At 43.6% G+C, this 25,689-nt stretch carries 27 protein-coding genes; 18 read left to right on the top strand and 9 right to left on the bottom strand.

The window, feature by feature from the left end; all coding sequences use genetic code 11:
• Nucleotides 1-245: 245 nt before the first annotated feature.
• A complete protein-coding gene (locus AACT42_RS16280; protein WP_017045991.1) occupies nucleotides 246-1,622 on the bottom strand; it encodes a diguanylate cyclase in 1,377 nt (458 codons plus the stop codon).
• 328 nt (nucleotides 1,623-1,950) lie between these two features.
• On the opposite strand from AACT42_RS16280, the gene AACT42_RS16285 reads away from it, so the two are divergent.
• Nucleotides 1,951-3,042, top strand: coding sequence for a DUF3541 domain-containing protein (locus AACT42_RS16285; RefSeq protein WP_094124469.1), 1,092 nt, complete (start codon nucleotides 1,951-1,953; stop codon nucleotides 3,040-3,042).
• A gap of 11 nt (nucleotides 3,043-3,053) precedes the next feature.
• Here AACT42_RS16285 and AACT42_RS16290 read toward each other — a convergent pair whose 3' ends face one another.
• Nucleotides 3,054-3,980, bottom strand: a complete 927-nt coding sequence (locus AACT42_RS16290) for a DMT family transporter (RefSeq protein ID WP_094128094.1) — start codon at nucleotides 3,978-3,980, stop codon at nucleotides 3,054-3,056.
• A 90-nt stretch (nucleotides 3,981-4,070) separates the two neighbouring features.
• On the opposite strand from AACT42_RS16290, the gene AACT42_RS16295 reads away from it, so the two are divergent.
• Nucleotides 4,071-4,979: a LysR substrate-binding domain-containing protein gene (locus AACT42_RS16295; RefSeq protein ID WP_094128091.1), complete on the top strand. Its 909-nt coding sequence runs from the start codon at nucleotides 4,071-4,073 to the stop codon at nucleotides 4,977-4,979.
• Between the two features lie 324 nt (nucleotides 4,980-5,303).
• Complete coding sequence (locus AACT42_RS16300) at nucleotides 5,304-6,479, top strand: GGDEF domain-containing protein (RefSeq protein WP_013868081.1); 1,176 nt, start codon at nucleotides 5,304-5,306, stop codon at nucleotides 6,477-6,479.
• On the opposite strand, the gene AACT42_RS16305 is transcribed toward AACT42_RS16300, so the two are convergent.
• Nucleotides 6,460-6,750, bottom strand: a complete 291-nt coding sequence (locus AACT42_RS16305) for a hypothetical protein (RefSeq protein ID WP_013868082.1) — start codon at nucleotides 6,748-6,750, stop codon at nucleotides 6,460-6,462. The two genes, AACT42_RS16300 and AACT42_RS16305, sit on opposite strands and share 20 nt — an antisense overlap.
• Nucleotides 6,751-6,898: 148 nt before the next feature.
• Between AACT42_RS16305 and AACT42_RS16310 the strand changes: the two genes are divergently transcribed.
• Nucleotides 6,899-7,747 carry a pirin family protein gene (locus AACT42_RS16310; RefSeq protein WP_094133179.1) on the top strand — a complete coding sequence of 283 codons (849 nt, stop codon included), beginning with the start codon at nucleotides 6,899-6,901 and terminating at the stop codon, nucleotides 7,745-7,747.
• A gap of 97 nt (nucleotides 7,748-7,844) precedes the next feature.
• Nucleotides 7,845-8,591, top strand: coding sequence for a substrate-binding periplasmic protein (locus AACT42_RS16315; RefSeq protein WP_094133178.1), 747 nt, complete (start codon nucleotides 7,845-7,847; stop codon nucleotides 8,589-8,591).
• 28 nt (nucleotides 8,592-8,619) lie between these two features.
• Here AACT42_RS16315 and ppnP read toward each other — a convergent pair whose 3' ends face one another.
• A complete protein-coding gene (gene ppnP / locus AACT42_RS16320) occupies nucleotides 8,620-8,901 on the bottom strand; it encodes a pyrimidine/purine nucleoside phosphorylase (RefSeq protein WP_161441901.1) in 282 nt (93 codons plus the stop codon).
• Between the two features lie 369 nt (nucleotides 8,902-9,270).
• Between ppnP and AACT42_RS16325 the strand changes: the two genes are divergently transcribed.
• On the top strand, nucleotides 9,271-9,714 hold the full coding sequence (locus AACT42_RS16325; protein ID WP_026027942.1) for a DUF2850 domain-containing protein: 444 nt from the start codon (nucleotides 9,271-9,273) through the stop codon (nucleotides 9,712-9,714).
• 94 nt (nucleotides 9,715-9,808) lie between these two features.
• Here AACT42_RS16325 and aroG read toward each other — a convergent pair whose 3' ends face one another.
• Nucleotides 9,809-10,861, bottom strand: coding sequence for a 3-deoxy-7-phosphoheptulonate synthase AroG (gene aroG, locus AACT42_RS16330; RefSeq protein ID WP_094133176.1), 1,053 nt, complete (start codon nucleotides 10,859-10,861; stop codon nucleotides 9,809-9,811).
• A gap of 299 nt (nucleotides 10,862-11,160) precedes the next feature.
• On the opposite strand from aroG, the gene AACT42_RS16335 reads away from it, so the two are divergent.
• From AACT42_RS16335 to AACT42_RS16370, 8 genes are all read left to right on the top strand, one after another.
• Nucleotides 11,161-11,880 carry an amino acid ABC transporter ATP-binding protein gene (locus AACT42_RS16335; protein ID WP_094167952.1) on the top strand — a complete coding sequence of 240 codons (720 nt, stop codon included), beginning with the start codon at nucleotides 11,161-11,163 and terminating at the stop codon, nucleotides 11,878-11,880.
• A complete protein-coding gene (locus tag AACT42_RS16340) occupies nucleotides 11,880-12,677 on the top strand; it encodes an amino acid ABC transporter permease (protein ID WP_026027335.1) in 798 nt (265 codons plus the stop codon). The genes AACT42_RS16335 and AACT42_RS16340 overlap by 1 nt, the downstream gene beginning before the upstream one ends.
• A gap of 97 nt (nucleotides 12,678-12,774) precedes the next feature.
• Nucleotides 12,775-13,557, top strand: a complete 783-nt coding sequence (locus tag AACT42_RS16345; RefSeq protein ID WP_088721593.1) for a transporter substrate-binding domain-containing protein — start codon at nucleotides 12,775-12,777, stop codon at nucleotides 13,555-13,557.
• Nucleotides 13,558-13,589: 32 nt separating this feature from the next.
• Nucleotides 13,590-14,504, top strand: coding sequence for an amino acid ABC transporter permease (locus AACT42_RS16350; RefSeq protein WP_202599563.1), 915 nt, complete (start codon nucleotides 13,590-13,592; stop codon nucleotides 14,502-14,504).
• Between the two features lie 158 nt (nucleotides 14,505-14,662).
• A complete protein-coding gene (locus tag AACT42_RS16355) occupies nucleotides 14,663-16,366 on the top strand; it encodes a phospho-sugar mutase (protein ID WP_094132302.1) in 1,704 nt (567 codons plus the stop codon).
• 201 nt (nucleotides 16,367-16,567) lie between these two features.
• Nucleotides 16,568-17,401: an AraC family transcriptional regulator gene (locus AACT42_RS16360; RefSeq protein ID WP_029189976.1), complete on the top strand. Its 834-nt coding sequence runs from the start codon at nucleotides 16,568-16,570 to the stop codon at nucleotides 17,399-17,401.
• Between the two features lie 76 nt (nucleotides 17,402-17,477).
• Nucleotides 17,478-18,209 carry an AzlC family ABC transporter permease gene (locus tag AACT42_RS16365; RefSeq protein ID WP_094132304.1) on the top strand — a complete coding sequence of 244 codons (732 nt, stop codon included), beginning with the start codon at nucleotides 17,478-17,480 and terminating at the stop codon, nucleotides 18,207-18,209.
• Complete coding sequence (locus AACT42_RS16370; protein ID WP_094132306.1) at nucleotides 18,206-18,526, top strand: AzlD domain-containing protein; 321 nt, start codon at nucleotides 18,206-18,208, stop codon at nucleotides 18,524-18,526. The genes AACT42_RS16365 and AACT42_RS16370 overlap by 4 nt, the downstream gene beginning before the upstream one ends.
• 58 nt (nucleotides 18,527-18,584) lie before the next feature.
• Here the strand turns inward: AACT42_RS16370 and AACT42_RS16375 are convergent, their stop codons facing one another.
• Nucleotides 18,585-19,199, bottom strand: coding sequence for a fumarylacetoacetate hydrolase family protein (locus AACT42_RS16375; RefSeq protein ID WP_094132307.1), 615 nt, complete (start codon nucleotides 19,197-19,199; stop codon nucleotides 18,585-18,587).
• A gap of 284 nt (nucleotides 19,200-19,483) precedes the next feature.
• Between AACT42_RS16375 and AACT42_RS16380 the strand changes: the two genes are divergently transcribed.
• The 3 genes from AACT42_RS16380 (at nucleotide 19,484) to AACT42_RS16390 (ending at nucleotide 22,454) form a co-directional block, all read left to right on the top strand.
• Nucleotides 19,484-20,479 (top strand): porin, encoded by a 996-nt coding sequence (locus AACT42_RS16380; RefSeq protein ID WP_176429061.1) that lies wholly within the window; start codon nucleotides 19,484-19,486, stop codon nucleotides 20,477-20,479.
• Between the two features lie 461 nt (nucleotides 20,480-20,940).
• Nucleotides 20,941-21,825: a DMT family transporter gene (locus AACT42_RS16385; protein WP_013868098.1), complete on the top strand. Its 885-nt coding sequence runs from the start codon at nucleotides 20,941-20,943 to the stop codon at nucleotides 21,823-21,825.
• Nucleotides 21,826-21,884: 59 nt separating this feature from the next.
• A complete protein-coding gene (locus AACT42_RS16390; RefSeq protein ID WP_010320515.1) occupies nucleotides 21,885-22,454 on the top strand; it encodes a glutaredoxin domain-containing protein in 570 nt (189 codons plus the stop codon).
• Between the two features lie 198 nt (nucleotides 22,455-22,652).
• Here the strand turns inward: AACT42_RS16390 and AACT42_RS16395 are convergent, their stop codons facing one another.
• The 3 genes from AACT42_RS16395 to AACT42_RS16405 form a co-directional block, all read right to left on the bottom strand.
• On the bottom strand, nucleotides 22,653-22,787 hold the full coding sequence (locus AACT42_RS16395) for a hypothetical protein (protein WP_013868100.1): 135 nt from the start codon (nucleotides 22,785-22,787) through the stop codon (nucleotides 22,653-22,655).
• Between the two features lie 103 nt (nucleotides 22,788-22,890).
• Nucleotides 22,891-23,241 (bottom strand): hypothetical protein, encoded by a 351-nt coding sequence (locus tag AACT42_RS16400; protein ID WP_026027570.1) that lies wholly within the window; start codon nucleotides 23,239-23,241, stop codon nucleotides 22,891-22,893.
• A gap of 124 nt (nucleotides 23,242-23,365) precedes the next feature.
• Complete coding sequence (locus tag AACT42_RS16405; protein WP_094125776.1) at nucleotides 23,366-24,562, bottom strand: multidrug effflux MFS transporter; 1,197 nt, start codon at nucleotides 24,560-24,562, stop codon at nucleotides 23,366-23,368.
• A gap of 134 nt (nucleotides 24,563-24,696) precedes the next feature.
• Between AACT42_RS16405 and AACT42_RS16410 the strand changes: the two genes are divergently transcribed.
• Complete coding sequence (locus AACT42_RS16410; RefSeq protein ID WP_026027569.1) at nucleotides 24,697-25,581, top strand: LysR family transcriptional regulator; 885 nt, start codon at nucleotides 24,697-24,699, stop codon at nucleotides 25,579-25,581.
• Nucleotides 25,582-25,689: the final 108 nt, after the last annotated feature.

Below are 25,689 nucleotides of genomic sequence, written 5' to 3' on the forward strand. Positions count from 1 at the left end.
AATCACAAAAAGTATGATTGGCTATTAATAAGTGTGAACAAAAATAAGGTTCACTAACAACGTCAGTTGGCTAGGTGACCCTCGGCTTAGAAGGGTCACTTACTATATAGCAGGATGCATGCCAACTTTAAAACTGCCAAAAAACACCTTATCTGTCTACTTTATGAGCGGTTTCATTACAACGTGTCGCATAATAAATTTGCATTTTGCAATTAAATTTCAAAATGCAAATCTGAATAAATAATTTAGTAGTACTGCTGCCTCTTTTCTTGATACATCCGCTCATCAGCCAGTTTCAACATCGCATCCACATTATCAAATTCTGGGCTAAATGCGGCTGCGCCTACACTGACATGTAGGTTAATTAAGTGCTGCTCATAAATGACTGGCGCATTACACAACGCACTTTTTATTTTGAGACTGATCCGCTCAATATCATCGTTGTCCGATACTCGAGACAGCAAAACCAGAAACTCATCACCGCCAATACGTGCAACTAAATCCGAAGAACGCAATACGCTTTTCACTCGCTCCGCACAAGCAATCAACACCTTGTCACCCGCCGCATGCCCATAGGTGTCATTGATCGATTTGAACTTATCAATATCAATGTTGAGGATGACAAAACCAGCCGATTGGTCCATTTTTATAGCCTGCTCAAAATATCGATCAAGCGTATACATGAAGTACCGACGGTTAGGAAGCTGAGTTAATTCATCATGAAGTGCTCTTTCATTAGCAATAGAGTACAAGCGATATATCGTAATAAACGCCGCAACCAACAAGATTAAGATCGGATAACCTAACAGCCGTACAATGTGAACCTGATACCAAGGCACTTGACCTAAAACATCGCTTTTCTGCGCAACAGCAATTTCCCAGCCGCCATAGGGAAAATGAACACTTTGTTTTGCAAAAGCTTTTGTGAACACCTCTTGTTCACCAAAAAATACCTCGCCTTCCGAACCAGTACTGTCTACCCCACGTATCGCCAAATTAAAGCGGTGAGTAAAACGTTCAACGCCAGTGGAAAGTAATAACGAATCTAAATCGATCACGACACTGCATACTCCCCAATATTGTTGGTTATCAGGAGGGTCAGTAAATATAGGAATCCGAGCAACAAGGCCTCGCCCACCTTGAACTAGGTTCACAGGGCCTGCAATGAAGATCTCTTGGATCTCCCTTGCTTTTAAGATCGTGGCCCATTGTTTGGGAACGGTACGGTAATCTAAGCCTATCGTTTTGTGATTTCCGCTCAATGGATAGGTGTAACGAATCACATCATCAGGCGCAAGCCCAATCACGCGCAAATGTCTACCTTCATGTAAAATATTAGCCGCAATCTTTTCCCAATCTTCGAACTGAGAATGGGCGTTAATCGCAATTAAACTGGTTAACCCATTTGCTACATAGATGTCAGACAAAATGGCAGCTTCTAACTGAGCTCGAATAATCGAAAGCTCTTCCTTTGCTCTGGTTTGAAGATTATCTCGGATAAAACTTCGTTGATTGAAATTGATAATTTCGATCAACCCTCCACAAAAAATGATGAAGGCAACGAGAAGCAAATTGACAGACCACTGTTTGCCTGAGATATGTCTCATGCAACTCTCCCTCACTAGCCTGTAGCGATCACTACATGTGTATGGTTTTACTTGCTCTATTTAGAATAGTGCTTCTTACTTAAGATTAACGTAATTAATGGGGGAATACCCAAATTAATTACAAATTTGTTGATATAACCAAATGAACTCGTAGCTTTTTGCTAACATAGCAATATTTTAATCCATCAATTTGCATAGCGTAAAAAGCACAATCAGCTAAACGCATTATCCTAACGACGGCTCAAAGCGGTCATTTTACGCACACTTGACACATCACCAACAATAATAAATCCATTAAATGCTAATGTTATTATGAATATTAGCTTAGAGGTGTGTTTTCATCATGTTATTAAAAAAGAGTGGCCTATTTCTGGGATTAGCTATTACATTGTGGTTGCCTGCCTCTGGCTATGCAGAGCCGGCGTCAACAACGAATAACACTTTTTCTGAATCTGCGGAGCTTATTCGTCAAACCTATGAAGAGCAACTTTTCACATTGCCGGCATTCAAAGAGGGGCACTATGGGTTACGGATGTATCGCCAAACTCTAGATCCTAAATATTCAGCAGCGGTGTGGAGTGATCTTGCTCGCGTAGCAAGCCGACTTAATCAATTTTCCGCAGAAGTTTCAACTGCTGAACAGGTTTTTCTCTACTCTGAGCAACGTTTGGCTGGATACCTCGATGACGAAGATGAACGCAGCCAATTACGCTATATCGCCACTAAACATATGCCAGAATACCTCTACTTAGGCGTCGACCTATTAGGCTCTATGGCCCGTGCCAACGAATATGGTTTGAAACATAAAGAAGATCAGCTTTTGCGCCAAGTGATCCGCCGTTATGATTTTACTAAGTACGCCACTGATGAAGAAATGATTAAAGCGTGGGCCGCACAACTTGCTAACCAAGTCTATTGGTTACGCCAGTTAGGTGAACAAGATGTCGTACAACCATTCATTGATAGCTTTAGGAAAACATACCCAGATTCTGCTGATAAAGCACTCTCCGCGCAACAATATGGCAATAAGCTGTATGGCATGACACACATTATTTTTGCCGATTCGGAATACTATCAAAATCCCATTAAAGAGCAGCAGCATCAATGGATCTTCGACTACTTTCGCAATAATATCGATACCATTTTGCTAAGAGCGAAGGAAGATGTGGTTGCTGAAGTTGGAATCACTTTTCTACTCGCAGGTTTAGAAAAGGATCCTGTTGTAGAAAAAACTCGTCTCGCAATTCAACAAGCGATTGATAAAAAGAAAGGGATGATCCCCTCTACCTCAGGTGTGTTTGACCTTGCCGACGGAGAGCACCGCAATGTACTTGCCATTATGTTACTTGACTGGCAGAAAACCAACCAAGCGCCCACAGTGAAAAATAATCCTAAGGTATTTTCTAGCCTGCCTTATGGGCTCATCAGACAGTAGCAATAAGCGGGTTAAGCTGATTTAAGCTGGTTTGACGATACTGAGGATTTAAATAGCTTCGGGATAAGAATTCCGGTAAAAGTTGCCATCACAATCAAGCCCAATCCTACCATTTGTGTTGGCAAGTACTGCACATTAAAAAACAACTGTTGCCATAAAGCGGTAAAAAGCAAATTGGTAAAAATTAACGGAGCGAGCTGCGAGCCAGAGTGTGCCAGACGGTAGGCTTTGGCTCGAAAAATTTGAGTGTTGATGACTAATATAGAGACTCCGCTCAAGGCAATAACCACAGCTAACTGCTGCAAGCTGCCCCAGGTTTGTTGAAGTACATTCGCGTCTACGGTAGGAAGAAATAACAAAGGCAGTAATAAGATTGATGCACACACAAACGTCCAAGCATTGATATCAATAGATCGCATATTACTTTTCGTCGCTCGATATAAGCTTAACTGCGATCCCGCATTCAGCGCTCCCGCAAGTAAACCGACCAATAACTCCATCCGTAAATGGATGCCCGAAACATCGCCAGCCAGCAGTAACACCCCGATAAATGTAATGGCCAAGCTCATAACCGTGCCTGCTTTCATCACTACACCAAATATTAATTTTTCTAACAAAGGAATAAACAGTGGACCAGTGCTAAACAATACAACACTTTCCACCAAAGAAAGATGCTGAAGTGAGTAAATAAAACAGAGCTGACAGCCTGCAATACATACTGAGCGAACCCACAGAGCCCGTTTCATACCTTTGGGAGGAAAACGGAAATGAGTTAAGCTCATTACTCCCAACAATATGAGCGCGGGGAGTAAAAATCGGAGAAAACTGAGACTTTGTAGCGGTATCTCATGTGCAAGAAACTTAGACAGTAGCCCTGTCAATGACAAGCTAAATGTGGAGGACAACATAAATAATGGAGCCAAAATTCGTGGGTTCATACAACTCTCCTCTAGTACAGCCATCATAGAACAATGACGAAAGGAAAAATAACGAGTAATATTAACCAAACCTGTAAGAGAAACTTACCAATGCGAAAACTACCTCCGCTCAAGTCACTCTACTCATTTATTGCCGTAGCAGAAACAGGCAGCATGACAGATGCAGCAAAGCACCTTAATGTTAGTCATTCAGCCATCAGTCAATCAATAAAAGCATTAGAGAACCAGCTAAACCAGCCGCTATTCAATCGCGTTGGGCGTCACGTCGTACTCAATAATGCTGGTCAAAAATACTATCGGAGAATTGCGCCTGCTTTGGAGCAAATCGTTGAAGCAACTGAAGTGCTTATGAGAGATGAACGCCATAACCGACTGACACTCAACATGGTCAACTCATTAGCGCTGCACTGGTGGATACCACGAGTTAACCGCTTTCAAGAGCATGCGCCACATATAGACGTGAGAATATCGAGTTTAACAGGCACTTTTTCTCTAACATCAGAGAACGTTGATATCGCGATTGTTCATGGTAAACAAGATGAGTGGCAAGACTACTATTGTGAGAAACTTGCCGAAGATGAACTAGTGCTGGTATGCAGCCCTGAACTCATAAAACCTGACCTCATAAAGCAAGGTGATAAGCAGACGCTTTCATCCATACTTAAATGCCACCCAGCGATTATCGCTGTGAACGAGCGCCGCAAAAAAGACTGGCAAATTTGGTGCGATGCTTATCAACTTAGCATGCCAGAAAGTCGCAAAAACCTATCATTTGTTTCTTCAGCACAAGCCGTACAAGCAACTATCCGCCAATTAGGTATTTTCGTTACCCATCGCCTCTTTGTAAAAGATGACATCAAGTTAGGCCTACTACAAGAACTCGGTTCCGCAGTGACTAATCCCTATCAAGACTACTACTTCGTTTGTGCCAAAGAGCAACTGAAACAAGAGAGTATCTTAGTGTTAAGAAGTTGGATCAAAAAAGAATTTGCGATGTAACTAAATTTGTAATGTAACTACAGGACGGCTTAGATTTTTTTGCTATATCCACATTTGCTTATATTCATTTTTTTATAAAAAATAATGGCTTAAATAATGGCTTATTTGAACAACGTTAAAATAATCGACAAAACATGCTGATAATACAATAAGTTATAAGACAATTGATCACCGATTATTAATAGCCTAATGACTTAACGAAAACGCCAAATGATTAGCCATTGTATTTTTTAACTGACTCCATGCACTTCGTCCGCAAAACTCTGTTATTTATTCTAGACTTAACTCGGTATCTAATACTTTAGGATAGCATCGAGATCGAGTATGACTGAACTGGTAGGTAGACATTTAGAAGAGATGGCCAATATGCGAGCGTCACGCAAGCGTAGGGTCGTTGCCTTATGCTCGTTTGTGTCTGTGCTACTTTTCGCCTTTTATGGCATTCTTCATTTTCTTGAACAGCAATATTACCTGAGCACTTTTAATTTATTATGCTTGATCGCCATTGCCTCTAATTACCTTTATTTCTACCATCACTCAGATAACACCTCCTATGCCGATTTATTCCTCAGTGCCATCTTGTTAACAAAAGGGGTCATATTACTACTATATGGACAGCATATGGTCGGCAATGTGCTGTGGTTGTTTCCAATTATTGCGGCGGTGATCTTCATTAATGACTTTCGAATAGGCTTAGTTTTTAGCTGTAGTTTCTTTATGCTAATTGGCGTCTCAGTACAACTCTCCGGTGCCGATATTCTTCCTCAATATCTCCCCATAGATCGGTTTTTTCTCAGTCTCATCGCACTCTGTTGCATGTGTCATATTTCCTCTTACTATTACAACAAAGCGGTTTGCTATATCCAGCATCTTTATCAAGAGGGAATTGAAGACCTTGCCTACACCGACCAACTGACTGGGCTCGCCAATCGTTGGAGTTTCGAAACTTGGGCACGTGAAAAGCTCTCCCAGCAGACTGATAAAAAGACCATCACCGCACTCGTTTTTCTAGACATTGATAATTTCAAGTCCATTAATGACAGCTACGGACATGAGGTCGGGGATCGAGTCTTACAATATTTCGCCAACCGTTTAAAAAACAACGTCCGAAATAAAGACCGGAAGACCGATAAACACGATTACTCCATCGCGAGATTTGCCGGAGATGAGTTCGTGCTACTACTTTACGATATCAAAACGGTTAAGGATTTGGATGGCGTTCTCAACCGGATTTGTTATCTGTTTGAGGATAAATATCAAGGTTCAGAAATGATCAATAACCTCACCGTCAGCATCGGCGCTGCTTTGTTTCCTTCTGATGCTGATAACTTGGCCGAGCTGACTCGGTGCGCAGACAAAGCGATGTACGCAGCAAAACATAACGGCAAAAATCAATATCAGTATTACCAACATATTTCACTTGACCATACTGAAGCATCTACTGCAACCCATTCAGCAACAGTGACACCAATAAAGAAAGCTAGCGAGTCATATACATAATCCACAAACCTACTGCACATACCACCACCATCCATGCGGCGTAGCGTGCTGTATTAGGTTTATTTGGTTTAGGGTGAATCACTGGCCTCATTGCCGCACGCCTTGCTGCTTCAACAATGGAAACGTCTTTATCACTGAGCTGTTCAAGCGTATCGCGATTTTTCTGCGCTTGATTAGCCACCTTGGTAAATCGGTGCATCTGCTCAAGCGTAAAATCCTCTTTGGGATCATAATGCGGATTCTGATCTTCATGTTTGGGCAACATAGACATTGGGCATCCTCCTCGTGATCCAAGCTACTTTAATTATAGCCCCCCTCAAGATATGTTCGAATTTCTCGACGAAGACCTTCAAAACACAGCGCTCTTCTTTATCAGCACCTTGTCTTAGACTGATGTTATACCGACAAGGAGAATCATTATGCTAACGCAACGTGAAATAAAACAGATAATCCCCGCACAACCCACTTCGGATGGAGATGGCGTAAAAATTAGCCGCGTTGCTGGCTTTAATAATGCTAATTTTTCACCATTTTTAATGCTCGATGAATTTAAATCTGATCAAAAAGCCGATTATATTGGCGGATTCCCTCCTCATCCACACCGAGGAATCGAAACTCTCACTTATATGCTAAATGGGCATTTCCAACATCAAGATCATATGGGTAATGTCGGTGAATTACGCTCTGGAGGTGCCCAATGGATGGCCGCAGGAAGAGGTGTTATTCACAGCGAGATGCCAATCATGACTGAAGGTCAGTTGCACGGTTTTCAGATTTGGATCAATCAGCCTGCTAGCCAAAAAATGGCGCCAGCGCAATACCACGACTTTCAACCCGAAACCATTACCGAATACCACTCCCAAGAGACTGGCCTGCTGAGAGTACTCGCGGGTGATGTCACTTGTGGCAACCAGATAGTAACAGGCCCATTAACAAAAACGGGCGTTAAATTGAGTGTGGCCGACTGGCAAGCAACACCGGGTAGCAAATTAGAGATCGTCACTCCGAATCACTTTAATGTCATGGCATTTACCTACAAAGGCAATGCACAGCTAGGCAGTAAAGTGTTGGAGCAAGGCGAGCTAGCGTTGCTCTCAAAAGGTGAGTTCTTAACATTAACAGCCAATGATACGAGCGGAGTATTGTTGCTAATGGGGCAACCCATTGATGAACCTGTCGTGCATTATGGGCCGTTTGTAATGAACTCATTTTCTGAGATAGAACAAGCAATTAAAGACTACAACTCAGGTGTGTTTGAACAGTATTAATCATAGGGTAGTCATCCGGCTGATCTTAAGTGTCATTTTGGGGTTCTCAGAAAGTTTGCCTATACTCAAGTAGTAAATTTGACGAGAGGCACGAAATATGTGGGTATTGACTAGAAATATTCTCATTTCATTGGCAGCAGTGCTGATCAGCTCAACGCTTTTTGCTAACACCCTTAAAGCTGATTTTAGGCATCGACCACCAGAAATGGTGATCAGTCCAGATGGTCAAAAAATCAGCGGCCCATTAAAGGAAATCATTGAAGAAGCAGCAAAAAATATAGGCTTCGATATCGAGTGGCGAAACATTCCATTTCCTCGCAGCCTTGCTACTTTAGAAAATGGTACTGTTGACATTGTTCCACGTGTCATACGAACAACAGACAGAGAAGCATTTGTTCGCTTTATCGGTCCTATAAGTGAGCAAACACGGAATATTGTTTTTGTCACTCGCAGTGATGGGCCAGCAATCAACAATTATCAAGATTTACGAGAGCTGAATGTCGGTGTGAAAAGAGGTACCGCTTATTTCGAAGCGTTTGATCAAGACAAAGAGATAAATAGAACGGTTGTTAATGATGACTTCAACCTAGCAAGAATGCTAGAGGCAAAGAGAATAGATACCGTTATCGTATTGGATTTACCTGCGCTAGAAGTGGAATTAAAAACAATCAATTTTAGTAACTACCAAGTAGCAACCTACTACTATCCAAACACTATCGGCAACTATTACGGTATGCCTAAAAGCCATCCACAAGCGGATGCATTACAAGACGCTCTGTCTGAAATGGTAAAAAGTGGAAGGATCGAAGCCATCTATGCAAAATTTGGCTTAACAGCTCAATAAGAAATAGGGCTTTTAAGCCCTATTTCAACTACAAATATTCGCACAAATAAGCTGTTGCTTCGGCAACTTTCAAATCAAAGGACGAATTCTCAGCGACTTCAAAAGATTCATTCGCTTTAAATGTAGACCAGTGTTCATCCCCTAAACACTTTATCGTTAACGAACCTTTGATGACTGTCATACGCTCAGGAGCGGCCGTGCCAAAGGTGTATTCGCCAGGAGCCATTACGCCCACCGAACTGTCACCACTTTGGTGAGCAAAACCTAAAGATTTAACAGCCCCATCGAAGTATGTGTTTTCTTTGATCATTTCTCTTCCTTGTAAAATAAACCACCAAAATATGGTGAATAACACGTTTGTAAGCCGTTTTATCTGAAATCGTAAAAATACACAAGTAGCAATTGGGATTAAACAAATAGTGAAACGCGACCTATACTGATCGGTAAGTCAACAAAATTCATGATGCAATTTTCATCTTGTCATCCATTAGTACTAGTTTTGGAAAAAAGATCATATTTTCCAGTGTGACATTTGCTAAACCACACGACATATTCCACTCTCTAACCTTGTTTTAATTGGTTAGCCTTACCGATACTAGTCGCTGATTGCTTACGTTATGGAGTGGGAATGGCAGTTAAGGGTTTCACGCATGCAAATAAAGCCTCTTCAGGTCACCCTATGAAAAAAAAGTGGGTATTAAAAAGTCTTTTTTGGATAGTGCTGTTCACTATCGCAGCTAGTTTTGCCACTTTACTTTTAGTGAGCTATCAAGAGTATACAAGCCCCAAAAATGTCTATGGTTCATGGATCGAAATCGGTACACCCAGTTATAGCACTGAGGTTCTAACTCTCAATTCAAATGGCGTGTTTCGAAATAATCGCTTAGTCAGCACTCAGTTTGAATATGATGGGGATAAAATTGTGATTAACACTGGTAGTGGCGTGACCATTTACCAACTTGCTGGGACAACAAACTCCCCTCAACTCAAGCGCATTGAACCTGTAATGCCTTTACAACGCTTTATCAAACAAGGCTATGAAAGCACGGTAGAAAACGATGAAAACGGCGACCCAAGCAAAAATCGTCGTTCAGCATTATCTGAGCACTTTTCACAACCATAGCGCTTAAAGTGACGCGATCAGAGCTGAGTCTAAATAGAAAAGCCCCCGAATCGGGAGCTCTGTTGATACTTTATATTATAGAGTGATGCCATATTTAGCGTGCGCGACGCGCCTCTACCGCACCAGCCAACTGACGCAATACCACTTCAGTGTCATCCCAGCCAATACATGCATCCGTAATCGATTGACCATAAGTGGCCGCACAACCATCCACGAGATCCTGACGTCCTTCAACGAGATGAGACTCAATCATCACACCAAAAATAGCATGTTCACCCGATGCAATCTGCTCGCTCACATCTTGTGATACCACAAGTTGACGCTGGTACTGTTTAGAGCTGTTTGCGTGGCTAAAGTCAATCATCACTTTTTGTGGTAAACCGGAGATTTCTAGTTCCTGCTTGATAGCCGCGACATGTTGAGCGTTGTAGTTTGGCTCTTTACCACCTCGTAGAATGATATGGCAATCAGGGTTGCCTGCCGTTTGAATGATGGCCGAATGACCATACTTAGTGACCGACAAGAAATGGTGCGATGCACTGGCAGAGCGAATCGCATCAGAAGCGATTTTGATATTGCCATCTGTCCCATTTTTGAACCCAACCGGACAAGATAGACCCGATGCGAGCTCACGGTGAACTTGAGATTCTGTTGTACGAGCACCAATAGCACCCCAACTGATAAGGTCAGCCACATACTGCGGTGTGATCATATCCAAAAATTCGCTCGCTGTCGGCATCCCCATATCGGTCAAATCAAGCAGTAACTTACGCGCCATGCGTAAACCATCGTTAATTTTATAGGTATCATTTAAATAAGGGTCGTTAATGAGCCCTTTCCATCCGACGGTTGTACGAGGTTTTTCAAAATAGACACGCATGACAATTTCAAGGCGATCACCTAGTTCATCACGTAACACTTTAAGACGTTTTCCATATTCAACAGCCGCTTGAGGATCATGAATTGAACATGGGCCAATGATCACCAATAAACGGTCATCTTTATCTTGTAGAATATTGTGAATGGCTTCACGAGCCTGAAATGTGATTGAAGAAGCAACTTCTGTTGCTGGAAACTTCTCTAGAACCGCAACAGGGGGTAATAACTCTTTAACTCGTTTAATTTTTACATCATCAGTCTGAAACATTGCTTACTTCTTCCTTATTCTTTTCTACTGCCTACCGAACAACGGACAGGTTGGATCTATACGCAGCCTTGCTTTCGGCTCTCCCCTGTAACTTATCTACTAAAAACCACAACTTCAATCATTATTTTCAACAAAAGGCAATATTAGCTACTTTTTTACAAAACAATCATTGCGTAAAAAAATAGTTACACTCTTGTGCTGGAACCCAAAAGTTAACGCTAATATGAGCTTCGTAGGTGCATTATCTCGTTGATATTGCTAAGGTAGGTGATAACAAAATAGCAACAAGATATTCAACCATGAATGCGATAGAGTTTGAAAAAGTAAACAAGTGGTACAATAATTTTCACGCTTTGAAAAACATTACTCTTCAGGTTCGTCGAGGGGAAATCTTAGTCGTTTGTGGCCCTTCAGGCTCAGGAAAATCAACATTAATCCGAACGGTCAATGGGTTAGAAGCTATCACCGCGGGCAAGATCACCCTGAACTCTAACCATTCCGACATCACACAGCCTGCGGGAAAAATCGGTATGGTTTTCCAGCATTTCAACCTTTTCCCTCACTTGACGGTGATTGAAAACCTTATTTTAGCTCCAATTCGTACACTGAAATTGAGTAAGCAAGCCGCAAGACAAAGAGCGAGCCATTTTTTACAGCGAGTGAATATTCTTGACCAAGCTGACAAATATCCGGTGCAATTATCTGGCGGTCAGCAACAGCGTGTTGCCATTGCACGCTCACTCTGTATGCAACCAGAAATTTTATTGTTTGATGAACCCACTTCAGCTCTCGATCCTGAAACCATCCAGGAGGTGCTGGATGTCATGGTAGATCTTGCTCAAGATGGCATCACCATGATGTGCGTCACTCATGAAATGGGTTTTGCCCGAAAAGTAGCGGATCGCGTCATTTTTATGGATGAAGGAAGAATTCTCGAGATCGCTACGCCGGAAGAGATATTTCGTCAGCCAAAACACCCAAGAACTCAACAGTTTCTCAACCAAATATTGAGCCATTGATGATAAAAGTACTGATAAAACCGATCTTCTCCGCTCTAGTACAGATAGTTCTATTGCTTGCGGGGATGGTATGGCTACTTGATTCTGGCGCACATGCTATGGGTTACCAGTGGCAATGGCATCGTGTGCCTGATTTCATTGCTTTTTACGACGAAGGTGAATGGTGGCCCGCGGAACTGCTCGAAGGGTTAGCCGTCACGGTGCAAATCTCAACGGTCAGCCTATTTTTTACGCTGGTCATTGGCTTAACAACCGCTTTGTTGAAGCTTTCCAATTCAGTGGTAGGGCGTTGGTTGGCCAATATTTATATTGAGCTTATCCGCAACACGCCGCTACTGGTGCAGATATACCTGCTCTATTTTGTGTTTGGCCCAGTGCTGGGCTTAGATCGCTTCTCTACTGCCATTTTAGCTTTGGCACTGTTTCAAGGCGCTTATACTGCCGAAGTGTTTCGTGGTGGTTTAAACAGCATTCCGAAGGGACAGTTTGAAGCGGCACGAACATTAGGGCTTTCTCGTTTTTATACCTATGTTGATGTGATCTTACCGCAACTTATCCAACGTACATTACCTCCACTGACCAATGAAGTCGTGTCATTAATTAAAAACTCGTCTATCGTCAGTGTGATGGCTATTTTTGACTTAACCACTCAAGGTAGAAATATTGTCTCAGAAACGGCGATGCCATTTGAAATATGGTTTACCGTCGCTGCAATTTATTTACTGTTAACTCTTTCTTTATCAGGGTTTTCAGCATGGTTAGAACACAAACTCGGGGCGCAATGGCGCGCTCAATAATCATCCTTAAAAGGAGAACATCATGCAGCAATCTGCACCAAAAGCGTGGCAACGCGCTGGATTGAAGGCTATCGCCGCTCTATCGCTCGGGTTGACCATGTTACTAGGGATAACCATTTCCATACCCGCCTTTGCCAGTGAAACGCCTAGCCTTGATAAAATCACTGAACGAGGCACATTGCGTGTGGGTATGTCTACGTTTGTGCCTTGGGCAATGCGCGACAAGCAAGGCGACCTAATTGGCTTTGAAATTGATGTTGCCAAACGTCTTGCTGAAGATTCAGGTTGGAAAGTGGAATTTGTACCTACCGCGTGGGATGGCATTATTCCAGCACTCTTAGCACAAAAATTTGATGTTATTATCGGCGGCATGTCTATCACGCCAGAACGCTCGAAAAGCGTCCTGTTCACTGCTCCCTATTCACATTCAGGAGTACAACTTGCCGCTAATCAGTCCCTCGCTAAAGGATTTTCTACAATAGAAGACTTCAATTCTCGTCGAGTGACTATCGCAGCGCGACGCGGAGCATTTACCGTTCAAGTCGCTCGTGAAACCTTCCCCAAAGCCAAAATTCTGCAATTTGATGACGATGCACAAGCCTTTCAAGAAGTATTAAACGGCCAAGCACATGCCGTGATTGCGTCAAGCCCTAAACCTGAACATGAAACAGTGAAACACAGTGACAAACTGTTCATTCCTTTCAATGAACGGTTGTCCAAAGGAAACGAAGCGTTTGCCGTTCGCTTAGGTGAAGAGGACAAAAAAGCCTTTTTTGATCAATGGATTATTGAACGAACCAATGACGGCTGGTTGAGTGAACGCTACGAATATTGGTTCTCAACACTAGATTGGCAAAACCAAATCGTCTCAGGGCAATAGCCTGAGGGGCGGATGTGAATAGAACAAAAACCATGCTGTATGAAAAACGGAGCCTTAAACCATGGTTACGATTATCGCTCAATAAGCTCGATTATGCGTTACTCGTAGTACTGTTAGGCTTTGTTATTTGGTTAACACACCGAGCCGAGCTTGGGGTGAATTATAATTGGCGTTGGCGAGAAGCTTTTGCTCTGATTTTCACTCCCACCAGCAATGGCGACATCCCTTATTTCTTTCAAGGTTTGCTCGCCACTTTGCGCTTAAGTGTCTGGGCGATGGTGCTGGCCCTTGTGTTAGGCACACTGCTTGGCGTAGCACGCCACTCTCAGTTTTCGTGGTTCAGAATTCCGGCTAACGCTTTTGTGCAATTAGTTAGGAACATTCCGCCGCTGGTTTTCGTGTTCATTTTTTATTTTTTTGTCTCCAATCAACTGATCCCGTTGTTGGGCCTAGAAAACCTACTACGGGAACACCATGAGCCAACCAATGTCATTCAGCATTGGCTGTTTGGTCCTTCTCATCTATGGGAAAATTTGTTCTCTGGAATTGTGTGTATTGGGATGCTTTCATCGGCCTACATCGCTGAAGTTGTTCGTTCAGGTTTGGGCGGAATAGCTCAAGGTCAGTGGGAAGCAGCGCACTCTTTAGGGCTGTCTCGATGGGTAAAATACCGATACGTCATTGCCCCTCAAGTATTGGCGGCGATCACGCCGGCTTTAGCTGGGCAAGCGATTTCTTTGGTCAAAGATTCTTCGATTGTATCGCTAATTTCAATTCAAGAAATGACGTTTGTTGGCACAGAAATCGCTAACTCTTCTGGGCTTATTTTTGAAATATGGTTGTTAGTGGGCGGTGCATACTTGGGTTTATGTTTAAGCCTCTCTTTACTGTTTAGGCGGCTCGAGCTACGCAGTTTACGCCATCTCTCGCTTCATCACTCTAACTAGATAACACTGAATTTGTCAGCGTCAGTTGCGCAACCAATCAAAGAGAAGCAACACGTGATGAGAAACAAAATAAGAACGATGTTTAGCGATTGCGCCCCCATTATTGAGAATGAATATCAGTTAAGATCAATTCAACATGAATGTAAGAAGGTGAAACCATGATGCAACACGTTTCCGAATGGTTAGAAAAAGATCCCGATCCTAAAACTCGCCAAGAACTACAAGCACTAGTCGATCAGCATCAGTTAGATGAGATAAAAGCTCGCTTTCAATCACGCCTTGAGTTCGGCACCGCAGGTTTACGCGGCATGGTGGGATGCGGCCCTAATCGTATGAACCGCCTGGTAATTCAAGAAACGGCGACGGGTTTAGGGCACTACCTCATTCAACAAGTCAGCAATGCCAAAACACGTGGGGTGGTGATTGGCTATGATGGCCGGCCAGATTCTCAGCAATTTGCACACGATACCGCCTCAGTACTCGCCGCGCTGGGGATCAAAGTGTATCTCACGCATAAAGTGGCACCGACCCCAGTAGTCGCTTTTGGGGTAAAACACTTTAATGCCGCCGCCGCAGTCGTAGTCACCGCCAGTCACAACCCACCCGAATACAATGGCTTTAAGGTGTACTGGGAAAATGGTGCACAGATTATCCCGCCTCACGATTCAGGTATTGCAGCAGAAATCGACTTAGCGGCAATGCGAGCTATTTCTCTGATGCCGTTAGACAACGCGCACCAACAAGGCCTTTTGCAATGGCTAACAGAAGAGTATTACCAAACTTACCGCCGTACCCTCAATCAAAGCCCATTGTTAAACCACCACACTGATCCGCAATGCCTTACCATTGCGTATACCGCGATGCATGGTGTCGGCGCTGAGATGGCTGAAACTTTGCTGCATGACGCTGGGTTTACCCATGTCATCAGTGTAAAGGAACAACGAGAGCCGGATGGCCGTTTCCCGACCGTCAACTTCCCGAACCCTGAAGAGCCGGGGGCGATGGATATGGTTATCGCGTTAGCCCATGCCCAAAATGCACAACTGGCCTGCGCCAACGACCCAGATGCCGACCGATTTGCCGTTGCCGTACAACGAGCGGATGGTCAATACCAAATGCTGACTGGCGATCAAGTTGGCACACTATTTGGGGACTATTTGCTCTCCAAAACCGATGCCTCAAAGCAGTTGGTTGGCAACACCATCGTCTCATCCAGTTTACTCGGAAATATTGCGCAGGCGAAAGGTGCAAAATACTACCAAACCTTGACTGGCTTTAAATGGTTGACCAACGTGGCGATGCAACAACAAAGCGATGAACAGCAGTTCTTATTCGCCTATGAAGAAGCATTGGGTTACACCATAGGGCAAACCGTTTGGGATAAAGATGGCCTTTCGGCCATGGTGGCATTTGCACAACTAGCGGCCGAATTATACAGCCAAGGTAAGACTATTTGGGATCAACTCGAAACCATTTACCGCCAGCACGGTTTTTACATTAATGCACAACGTAGCATTAAGTTAGACCCTAACTCACCGCCTATCGGTGACAAGCTTCGCGCCACACCGCCAACGGAAATTGCCGGTAGAAAAGTGCTCATGACCGACGATCTCAAATCACTAACACGTTATATTGCCGATGGAACAACGCAAGCGATTCAACTTCCTGCTAGCGATGTATTGACCTATCACTTGGAAGGCGGAGCGAGAGTGATTGTGCGCCCGTCGGGCACTGAGCCTAAATTGAAATGCTATTACGAGGTCGTCGGAGCCTTCGAAGCAGAAGAAGATTTCGCCAGCGCCGAGAAAAAAGCCGACGAGCAAATGGCGATGCTCATCGCAGAACACCAACACAGCTTGTAGCGCTCATTGCTGGACAAGCACAGCGAAATAACAGGCCGTCTTCAGTTCATTGTTGGCGGCATTTTTATTTCATCTGTTTAGGTTGCGCACTATCGCGACACTCTTTTGCCTTCAGTGGATAACACTGATATGCGCAATTTTGTACAAAACCATTCTGAATAAATCGGCTACACTGGTTGTTGCAAAAAGGTAGGATATGAAATGCCCAAGCAGAAAAGCAAAAAGAGAGAACTAGCCAAGTTTCATATCGCTAATGAACTTGGCGGAATTGAGCTTCTCGATGCACAATACGAAACACAAAACTTTTCGCGCCACAGCCACGAAGGGTACACGGTAGGAGTTATTGAACGCGGTGCTCAACGATTTTACCGCACCGGTGGTCATCATATTGCTCCACAAGACAGCATTATTTTGGTTAATGCCGAAGAAGTCCATAATGGCCATTCTGCTGTAAAAGGTGGTTGGGCCTATAAAGCCATGTACCCACTTCCAGAACAATTTAGTACCGTGCTTCAAGAGTTAGGTTCCTTTAACTCATGCGCTCCTTATTTTCCAGAACCCGTAGTCTACGATCCTGAATTAGCAAACCAATTTCGTTTAGTTTTTGATACGTTAGAGCAGTCGAGTAACCGTCTATTACGCGAAACATTAGTGTACGCGACCCTAACCAAACTGGTAGCACGTCATGCCAAAAGTCCTCCTATCTCACTACCTAAAACTAAAATTCAGCAGTCGCTCTATACGGTTAAAGAATTCTTAGATGACTTTCCTCAGGCCGATGTCTCATTAGAAGATTTATCAAAACTAGCTGGAGTTAGCCCCTATCATTTGGTTCGTTCATTTCAAAAAATGTATGGCTTCCCACCGCATGCCTATCAAATTCAAGCGCGGTTGCGTTATGCTAAAACACTATTGAGAAGTGGTCATCCCATTTCAGATGCTGCGCAAGAATCTGGGTTTCATGACCAAAGTCATCTACATCGCCACTTTAAGCGTGCAATGGGCTTAACGCCAAAACAGTTCTTAGCCAAATAGCAAGCGCAATTTTGTACAATCGCTTGACCCAACCTTGTGGCTTGATAGATTCATCACTTCCAGCAAAGGAATTACTATGGATAGCACACTATTGAACCACATACATTTAGAACCTCGAGGTCGCCTCTTTGGGCAAGGCGCACTGGCCATGCTACCGCTGAGTATTGCCGTTTTACCATGGGGCTTATTGGCAGGATCATTTGCGATTGAAAGTGGCCTGACCGTATTAGAGAGCCAAGCACTCTCTGCGGTTTTATTTGCAGGCTCAGCGCAACTCGTCGCCACGGGGATGTTTAAAACAGGTGCAGGGCTGTTGACTCTGCTGATCACCACATTTTTCATCACTTCTCGCCATTTTCTCTACAGCGTTTCCATGCGCAGCAAAATCAGCCCACTCCCGACACGTTGGCGTTTAATTCTGGGTTTTCTGCTCACTGATGAGCTGTTTGCGGTCTGCGGACAACAAAATGAAAAACAGTTTAACCGTTGGTACGCGCTTGGTGCGGGTTTAAGCTTCTATTTAGTTTGGAATTTGGCCACACTGGCCGGCATTATTGCGGGCAGCTACATCCCCGCTTTAAACGAGTTGGGGTTGGAATTTGCAGTCGCGGCTACTTTTATCGCCATTGTCATTCCGAACATTAAAAACATACCGATACTCGTTGCTGTCATCAGTGCCCTAGTGTTATCGGTAAGCCTGACTCTTTGGCAAGTTGAAGGTAGCTTAATGCTAGCAAGCATTGGCGCAATGTGTGCAGGTTATGTTTCTGAAGTTTTACTCTGTTCGAGCAGGAGGAACCAACGATGATTCTGCTTTCTATCCTCGCCATGACCGCTTTGGTCTTTATGAGCCGTTATCTGTTCTTAGAGCCTAAATTACCGCTGCGTCTCAACCCAGTTATCCAGCGCTTACTCACTTATTCTAGCCCTGCTGTATTAACTGCTATTTGGGCTCCGATTGTGTTCCTGCCAGATCAAACACTTTGGCTTGATCGCCATAATCCCTACTTGTGGGCCGCAGCATTAGCGGGACTGATTGCATGGAAAACCAAGAATGTCCTGCTGACCACGATCATCAGCATGGCGACTTTCTTTTTGCTAAATTTAACGCTCTTAGCCCATTAAAGACAGAGGCTGCGGTGAATACTGATAATAACCGCAGCCCGAATAGCGCAAATCAGTTTTATTGCGCTAGCCATTCAATCTCGATTAAAGTCTGCTCTCCACATTTAAGACGCCCTAAAAAGAGATCGCCACAATGCACTTCTCCAACTCCTTGTGGCGTTCCGGTCATCACAACGTCACCATCAAGCAGCGATGTGTAAGATTTCAGCTCTTCTAAAATGATGGCGGGTGAATAGATCATTTGGTTTACACCACCGCACTGAACCCGAACACAGTTGATGAATAGCTCTAACTGCAACTTATTGGTGTCGATACCATGCAGTGGCACAAATCGGCTAAGTACTGCTGAACCATCAAATGCTTTCGCCCTCTCCCAAGGTAAACCTTTTGCTTTAAGCTGAGATTGCAGTACCCGCTTAGTCAGATCTAACCCCAAACCAACCGCGCTATATTGACCTTTTTTGATCAAAAAACAAATTTCAGCTTCATAGTGAAGCGTCTCTTGGTGAAACGAGGATAGAGTGGTTGTGATGCTCGTGTTAGGTTTATTAAACACCACCATTTGTTCTGGCATTGTGTTATTAAGCTCTTGAATATGTTCAATATAGTTCCGACCAACACACAACACTTTAGACGGGGTTATCTTCTGTTTATCCAAACGAACCGAATACATATACTCTTCCTTGAGATGACTAAGATCGTCGAGTTTACCTCATCTACAGCGCGAGTGAATGGATTTGCATCTTCATTAGATAAAAGTAAGATCTTCGACTCAAAATTCATGGTACCTTGACTATTTTGAACATCACTACATAACATTCTTTTTAATAAATCATCAATAAAAACAACATGTAAACATCATGAATCAGTAATTAAACATTCATTTAAAACATCTACTTTACTCACATCAAACCGTTCGAGCACTGAAGCTCATTGATTATGGATAAGGTAAATAAAATGAACAAAGCAACAATCGCAACCGCAATTCTTACAGCATTGGTATCAGGTTCTTCTTTTGCTGCGACCGTTTACAAAGCGGATGGAAATGAGCTTAAAGTTGGTGGACGTGCAGAATTTCGTGGCGATTTCGGTGGTGATGACAAAGGCAAAGAAATTGAAGGTACGATGAAAAACAAAAGCCGTGCGCGTTTGAACATTACAGGTTCAACAGAAATCTCTGACTCTTTGAAAGGTTTTGCAACCTATGAAGCAGAGCAAACGGTTAATTCCTCCGCCAGCAACGATAAGAATTCTGATTTCAACCAACGTTACCTATTTGCAGGTTTACAAGCTGATTTTGGTGCTATTTCTGTCGGCCGCCAAGATACAGCTGGCGTGCAAATTTCTCAAATGTCAGACATCGGTACTTATACTGGCGCTCAAAAAGAGTTCATCAACGCAGGTAATGAGCAAATCAACAACACCTTCCTCTACGCAGCTACATTTGATGCCCTCAATGTGAAAGCAAGCTTTATTGCAGGCGAAGAAAAAGACACCGATGGCTTTGGTCTTTCTGCAATTTATAACTTACCTATCGGCCTTGGTTTAGGCTTGGGCTACGCAAGCAACGATAATGGCACAGGCCAAGGTGCAGCGAATCAAATTATTGCCGGTGTGAATTACACGTTGGACGATTTGTACTTAGGCCTGACCTATACACAAGGGGATTTGGACGATAAAGCAAAGAGTGAATTCAACGGGATTGAATTTGCTGCGCAATACAAAATCACAAGTAACTTCCGCTTGATTGGTGTGTATCAAAAAACGGAAAATGAAACTGCAAACGTCACAACGACGAAAAGTGATTTTGCTGAGTTGACAGGGCGTTATGATTTCAATAAATCAATCTACACTTACGTTGCCTACAAAATAAACAACCTAGATAAAAAAGACCTCAGCACTGCGTATGATGCAAAAGACTCTATTCGCCTAGGCCTACGTTACAACTTCTAATTTCAATCATACGAACGCATATACTCCCTAAGGATATCATCCTTTTGGCCAAGCACTCGCTTGGCCTTTTTTATTTGACGGCATTGCACCACAATGAAACACATTGCACTAGGCTAGACCATCCCTTATAGAGCCAATGATATAATTTCATTATTTTTCAATAAGTTAAATTTGGCACACAACCTGCTATGTAATAAGTACAAATGCATGGCAGCGTTTGTGCTTCTTTTCAGTGCTAAGGCAGAGCACTGGCCGTTCATGTTCTTTCGCCCTCTTTTTAGGGGGCTTTTTTTATCCCATCACCACAGCCCATACGCAAAATGTTTGGCGTTTCAGACAAGTGGAAATCAGCAGGGATAACACTTGCTCAAATTTATTGAACCACTCCATTCATTTCAGAGATTGGTTTAACGCTGATAAGTCAGTATGATTCAACGACTTTTTCTATAACCCTTTTCTCTATGACCAAAATACTTCACCACCCAATCCAAGGGGCAAGTTGGATGCTAATCGCAGGCCTCGCCTTTGCGATAGTCAATAGCCTTGCTCAAGTCGCCAGTATCAATTATGGCCTGTCATCTACCACGGTGGCGCTGGTTCAATATGCCATCGCGTTAGTCGTTATTTTGCCGTATTTATCAACGTTAGGGATCCGCTACTCGCTGCGCACCGAGCATTTAAGCATGCATATTTTCCGTGTGTTTTTATCTGTGATTGGCATACAACTCTGGTTATGGGCACTCGCCTATCCCGTACCCATTTGGCAAGGTATTGCACTGCTGATGACCTCTCCTCTGTTTGCCACGATTGGCTCAGGCCTTTTTTTAAAAGAGAAAGTGGGTACAGCGCGCTGGGGAGCAACATTAACTGGCTTTGTCGGGGCGATGATCATCCTTGAACCTTGGGCTGACGATTTCAACTGGGCATCGTTGCTGCCTGTTGGCGCGGCATTTTTTTGGGCTTGTTACTCTTTGATGGTGAAAAAACTGTCTGCCCATGACTCACCGTCTACTATGGTGGTCTACCTTTTGGTACTGATCACACCGTTCAATCTACTGCTCGCTTTACCAGATTGGCAAACACCTCAAGGGAGCACTCTATGGCTCATATTGCTTTTTGCGGGTGCGATGACAGCACTGGCTCAATGGGCGATCGTTAAAGCCTATGCGGTGGCAGATGCGTCTTTTGTGCAACCTTTTGATCACGCGAAGCTGCCACTGAATGTTTTGGCGGGTTGGTTAGTGTTTGGCTGGGCACCACCCGGGCGATTATGGCTTGGCGCTGCCATCATTATCGCTTCAGTGGCCTTTATTACTCACTGGGAAACAAAAAAATCTTCTCGTTGAAATAAAAAGTCACTCAACTCTTTCCTATTCTCTAAGCAATGCTTCTTGAGGAAAACACGATGGCAAAACCGATAAAAATCACACTATACCGATGGGCCGGAAGTTGGGGTCCATTTAAAGTCACCATCCCTTGCGGCGAGTGTACGCTCACCAAGGACATTTTGACTGACACCTTCAATAATGAACTGGAGGGCATTCCCATCGAGTTAGAAGTCAAAGACTGGCTATCGTACTGGTGGGAACCCTTGAAATTGGGCGCATGGCACGCCCCAATATTGGTCGTTGAAGGTAAAGTGATCAGCCAAGGAGAAGCGTTAAATCGAGGTGTTTTGGTTCAATCGGTGATCAAAGAGTGGGCACAACGTGACGAGTTAACTGGCAATATTGTGTATGGAAAAGCCACTTGCCCATACTGCGTCAAAGCAAAGAAATTGCTGGATGAAGCGGGGATTCAATACACCTATCATGATGTAGTCAAAGAAAGTGCGGCGCTGTACCGGATGATCCCAGAAGTTAAAGCCATCATTGGTCAAAAAACGCCCGTCACCGTGCCACAAATTTGGCTAGAAAGCCGCTATATCGGCGGGTGTGATAAATTGGAAGATTGGCTAACCAAAAAAAGTCAGTAGTGCCCCCCCAGAGTATCTGGTTACTTTAGAAGAAAAAGTACTGACGCCTCAGAAACCGCCGACTCTTTAGTCAGTAATGGTATACGGGCTCTTTGTGGACGAATGGTGGACGAATTTGCACAGTCATTTTTACCCCAGTAAATAAAGCAAAGCCCCAGCTTGTTACCAAGCTAGGGCTTTTTAATTCTTAGGCATTCACTATTTGCTGAATTTCTTCACTAGCGTTTTAATGAAAGACTTTTTCTTTGCTTGTGGTTTGCCATGCATTGCATCATACATCGCTTTTTTTGCGATCAGTTGACCAACGTAAGCACCACCTAATTCATAACCCATGAATCACCTCAACATGTAATTTATTTACCTGACGAGGTGTATATTAGTCCAAAAAAGAACAAAAACAAGACTTAAGTCACAAAATAAAGTAATTAATTTTCAGTTAACCGCGTTTAGGCTGCTTATAGGTTTTACCAGCAGCCAAGTAAGTTTCTTTCTGCTTAACTTCAAACATGGTTTCAAAAAACCAAGCAACAAACTTAATAACGTCATCGCCTTCATTCATAATGTGTTCGACAAACTCTTCTTCTTCACCTTGCTCGTTTTCTTGCAACACGACGTGGTAAATGCGTTGCTCCCCATCCACTTCGGCTAAAGCAAACTGACCCACTAACGATAAGGCTGCTTCAGCAATATCTTGATCTTCAAATACTTTCAGCATATCTAACGCTTGAGGAAGTGTTTTTTGCTCGCACAAGCTTTTGACTAATGCTTGAAATTCATCTTGTTGCATTGATTTTTCCGTCGAATTAATGTCGCCGAGATTATACCTCAAATTATTTCTCTTGTGCCGACATGTACGATGTAAATGCACCACTAGACTTAAACCGCTTCAAACCGGAAGGGTATAAACAGCATTAAGCGAATTTGGTTTGACGTAAGCGATAGGAAGAACACAACACCAAAAACATAGCGCAACTGGTTGCTAAATAGAACCAGCCTAGCGACATCTGACTCGTGATCCATCTTTCCACCAAGTATCCTCCTAAGAATCCAGCTAAACACATTTGAATGGAGCCGGATAAAGCCGCAACGGAGCCCGCTTGAGTTTTGTGTGGCCCGAGCAGCATGCTGGTGGATAATGGAAATGAGATACCTTGCGCAACCGTTAACCAAGTAAATCCCCACACTAAATTGAACACGCTCATCGGGGTTATCAGTAACCAAATACCGGCAAAAGCCATAATGACAATCGCCAAAGCAAGTAAACGTTGGGATGAAAAACGATCATTGAGTAAGTTAACGGCAACACTGCCTATCATCAAACCCGCGGAAGGGACGATCATTACGGTTCCATAATCGGCGGCCGTTAACCCCAGCTTGTTTTGCAAGAGAAAAGGCAGCACAGACAGAGTCACTAAGCTAGATAAATAGCTGATCCAGTTGTAACTGGCGCTGGTCAGCACTTGGGAATTTTTCAAGAGTAGCAAGTAGTTATGCAATACGGCCTTAGGTTGAAACCGATGTTTCGCGTATGGCAACGTTTCTGGCAATATCCACCAACCTAAAATAAAAATGGTACAGATATACACTAATACGAACACAAACACGGACTGCCAACTTAAATGAAAGGCAAGCCACCCACCGAGTACGGGGGCAATAATTGGCATAATTGAGGCGGTGATGGCGATGTAAGAAAGCGCCTTTGTTAATTGCAGACCATCATAACTGTCACGCAGCACACTGCGGCCAAGAACAGAAGCACTTCCCGCGCCAAGCCCTTGCAGTAGGCGACCAGCAGCCAACGCATGAAAATTATCCGAAAAACAGACACACAATACTGTACCGGCCAAATAGATCCCCTGCCCGAGTAAAAATGTCGGGCGTCTACCAACCGCATCAGACAATGGCCCGTAAAAAAGCTGTGACATCCCAAACGCCACTAAAAAGAGCGTGACGAGCCATTGAATACTGGCTTGGTCAACCATTAAGTCTCGGCTGATCAGCGGCAGTGCAGGTAAATAGATGCTCACCCCAACTTGGCCCGTGGCAATGATCATCATCGCCAATAACATCGGCGTCTTTTTAAATGGTGTGCTAGCGAGAGTTTTCATGGATTGCTAAGTGAGCTCTTATCGTCGGTAGATGTGGTGTCAAAATACGTTTTCAGTATATATTGGCAACTCAGATTTGATAATAAAGCACTCAGGAAATGAATTAGTTCCAATGAGGAATGAGTAGGGTAACGATGGATTGGATACAAAATGTTAAAACATACATGCGAGTGGTTGAAGAAGGCAGCTTTAACGGCGCGGCACGTAAGCTCAATACCACCAGCTCAGCCATCAGTAAACGAGTACATTGGCTGGAAGAGAAAATTGGCGTGCAGTTACTTAAGCGCACCACACGAACGGTGACACAAACCGAAGCGGGTGCTCTCTTTTATGAGCGAGCAAAAGCACAACTTGAAAGTTGGCAATCGGTGGTTGATGAAACACGATCTGTCAGCCAAACTCCCGCTGGCCTGCTAAAAATTGGGGCGACACTCTCTGTGGGCTCAAAATTTTTGGTGCAGTATTTAGATGAATTTCTACAGCGCTACCCTGACATTCGAATCCAACTGACCACAACAACTCCGGGGCAATTGCCCGAACTTCACCTTGATTTATTCATCAGCCGAGAAATTGACCAACTCAACTCCCTCAGTTTTAAAGCCTCACCCCTATTTGAACATAGGGCCGGCTTTTATGCTTCTCCTAACTATATTGAAAAATATGGTATGCCCAAATCTGCCGAACAGCTTCAACAGCACAATGTCTTGATTTGGGGAGAACACACAACGCGCGAATTAAAAACCTCAACGGGCAAACGCCTATCGTTATCAGGTAATTTCGCGACAACCAATCCAGAAGCACTTTTCTATGCAGGCAAAAATGGCATGGGAGTGATTGTCACCAACGACGTGATGGTCAAAGAAGAGCTACGTTTGGGCAATCTGGTACGTTTGCTACCCGATATCACCGTTGATCAAGCAACGGTTTACGCTTATTACCCTAAACTTGATTATCAACACACTCGAACTCATTTATTTCTCAACTACTTAAAAGAAAAATTAACGAATGAAGCTAGGTAACTAAATTGGGGATTACGTCTATTTCCATCACAAAATTGTCCACCAGAGCAAATTTATCCTAGACAAAAAAGTACTCATAAAACTCTGCAACTAAGCCGCTGAATAACC

Source organism: Vibrio sp. V15_P4S5T153, from assembly GCF_963874485.1.
GTDB classification, from domain to species: domain Bacteria; phylum Pseudomonadota; class Gammaproteobacteria; order Enterobacterales; family Vibrionaceae; genus Vibrio; species Vibrio anguillarum.

Coding starts and splice junctions, on each gene's coding strand:
- AACT42_RS16285 (WP_094124469.1), top strand. CDS start 1,951: ATGTTATTAAAAAAGAGTGGCCTATTTCTGGGATTAGCTATTACATTG.
- AACT42_RS16290 (WP_094128094.1), bottom strand. CDS start 3,980: ATGAACCCACGAATTTTGGCTCCATTATTTATGTTGTCCTCCACATTT.
- AACT42_RS16295 (WP_094128091.1), top strand. CDS start 4,071: ATGCGAAAACTACCTCCGCTCAAGTCACTCTACTCATTTATTGCCGTA.
- AACT42_RS16300 (WP_013868081.1), top strand. CDS start 5,304: ATGACTGAACTGGTAGGTAGACATTTAGAAGAGATGGCCAATATGCGA.
- AACT42_RS16305 (WP_013868082.1), bottom strand. CDS start 6,750: ATGTCTATGTTGCCCAAACATGAAGATCAGAATCCGCATTATGATCCC.
- AACT42_RS16310 (WP_094133179.1), top strand. CDS start 6,899: ATGCTAACGCAACGTGAAATAAAACAGATAATCCCCGCACAACCCACT.
- AACT42_RS16315 (WP_094133178.1), top strand. CDS start 7,845: ATGTGGGTATTGACTAGAAATATTCTCATTTCATTGGCAGCAGTGCTG.
- ppnP (WP_161441901.1), bottom strand. CDS start 8,901: ATGATCAAAGAAAACACATACTTCGATGGGGCTGTTAAATCTTTAGGT.
- AACT42_RS16325 (WP_026027942.1), top strand. CDS start 9,271: ATGAAAAAAAAGTGGGTATTAAAAAGTCTTTTTTGGATAGTGCTGTTC.
- aroG (WP_094133176.1), bottom strand. CDS start 10,861: ATGTTTCAGACTGATGATGTAAAAATTAAACGAGTTAAAGAGTTATTA.
- AACT42_RS16335 (WP_094167952.1), top strand. CDS start 11,161: ATGAATGCGATAGAGTTTGAAAAAGTAAACAAGTGGTACAATAATTTT.
- AACT42_RS16340 (WP_026027335.1), top strand. CDS start 11,880: ATGATAAAAGTACTGATAAAACCGATCTTCTCCGCTCTAGTACAGATA.
- AACT42_RS16345 (WP_088721593.1), top strand. CDS start 12,775: ATGTTACTAGGGATAACCATTTCCATACCCGCCTTTGCCAGTGAAACG.
- AACT42_RS16350 (WP_202599563.1), top strand. CDS start 13,590: ATGCTGTATGAAAAACGGAGCCTTAAACCATGGTTACGATTATCGCTC.
- AACT42_RS16355 (WP_094132302.1), top strand. CDS start 14,663: ATGATGCAACACGTTTCCGAATGGTTAGAAAAAGATCCCGATCCTAAA.
- AACT42_RS16360 (WP_029189976.1), top strand. CDS start 16,568: ATGCCCAAGCAGAAAAGCAAAAAGAGAGAACTAGCCAAGTTTCATATC.
- AACT42_RS16365 (WP_094132304.1), top strand. CDS start 17,478: ATGGATAGCACACTATTGAACCACATACATTTAGAACCTCGAGGTCGC.
- AACT42_RS16370 (WP_094132306.1), top strand. CDS start 18,206: ATGATTCTGCTTTCTATCCTCGCCATGACCGCTTTGGTCTTTATGAGC.
- AACT42_RS16375 (WP_094132307.1), bottom strand. CDS start 19,199: ATGTATTCGGTTCGTTTGGATAAACAGAAGATAACCCCGTCTAAAGTG.
- AACT42_RS16380 (WP_176429061.1), top strand. CDS start 19,484: ATGAACAAAGCAACAATCGCAACCGCAATTCTTACAGCATTGGTATCA.
- AACT42_RS16385 (WP_013868098.1), top strand. CDS start 20,941: ATGACCAAAATACTTCACCACCCAATCCAAGGGGCAAGTTGGATGCTA.
- AACT42_RS16390 (WP_010320515.1), top strand. CDS start 21,885: ATGGCAAAACCGATAAAAATCACACTATACCGATGGGCCGGAAGTTGG.
- AACT42_RS16395 (WP_013868100.1), bottom strand. CDS start 22,787: ATGGGTTATGAATTAGGTGGTGCTTACGTTGGTCAACTGATCGCAAAA.
- AACT42_RS16400 (WP_026027570.1), bottom strand. CDS start 23,241: ATGCAACAAGATGAATTTCAAGCATTAGTCAAAAGCTTGTGCGAGCAA.
- AACT42_RS16405 (WP_094125776.1), bottom strand. CDS start 24,562: ATGAAAACTCTCGCTAGCACACCATTTAAAAAGACGCCGATGTTATTG.
- AACT42_RS16410 (WP_026027569.1), top strand. CDS start 24,697: ATGGATTGGATACAAAATGTTAAAACATACATGCGAGTGGTTGAAGAA.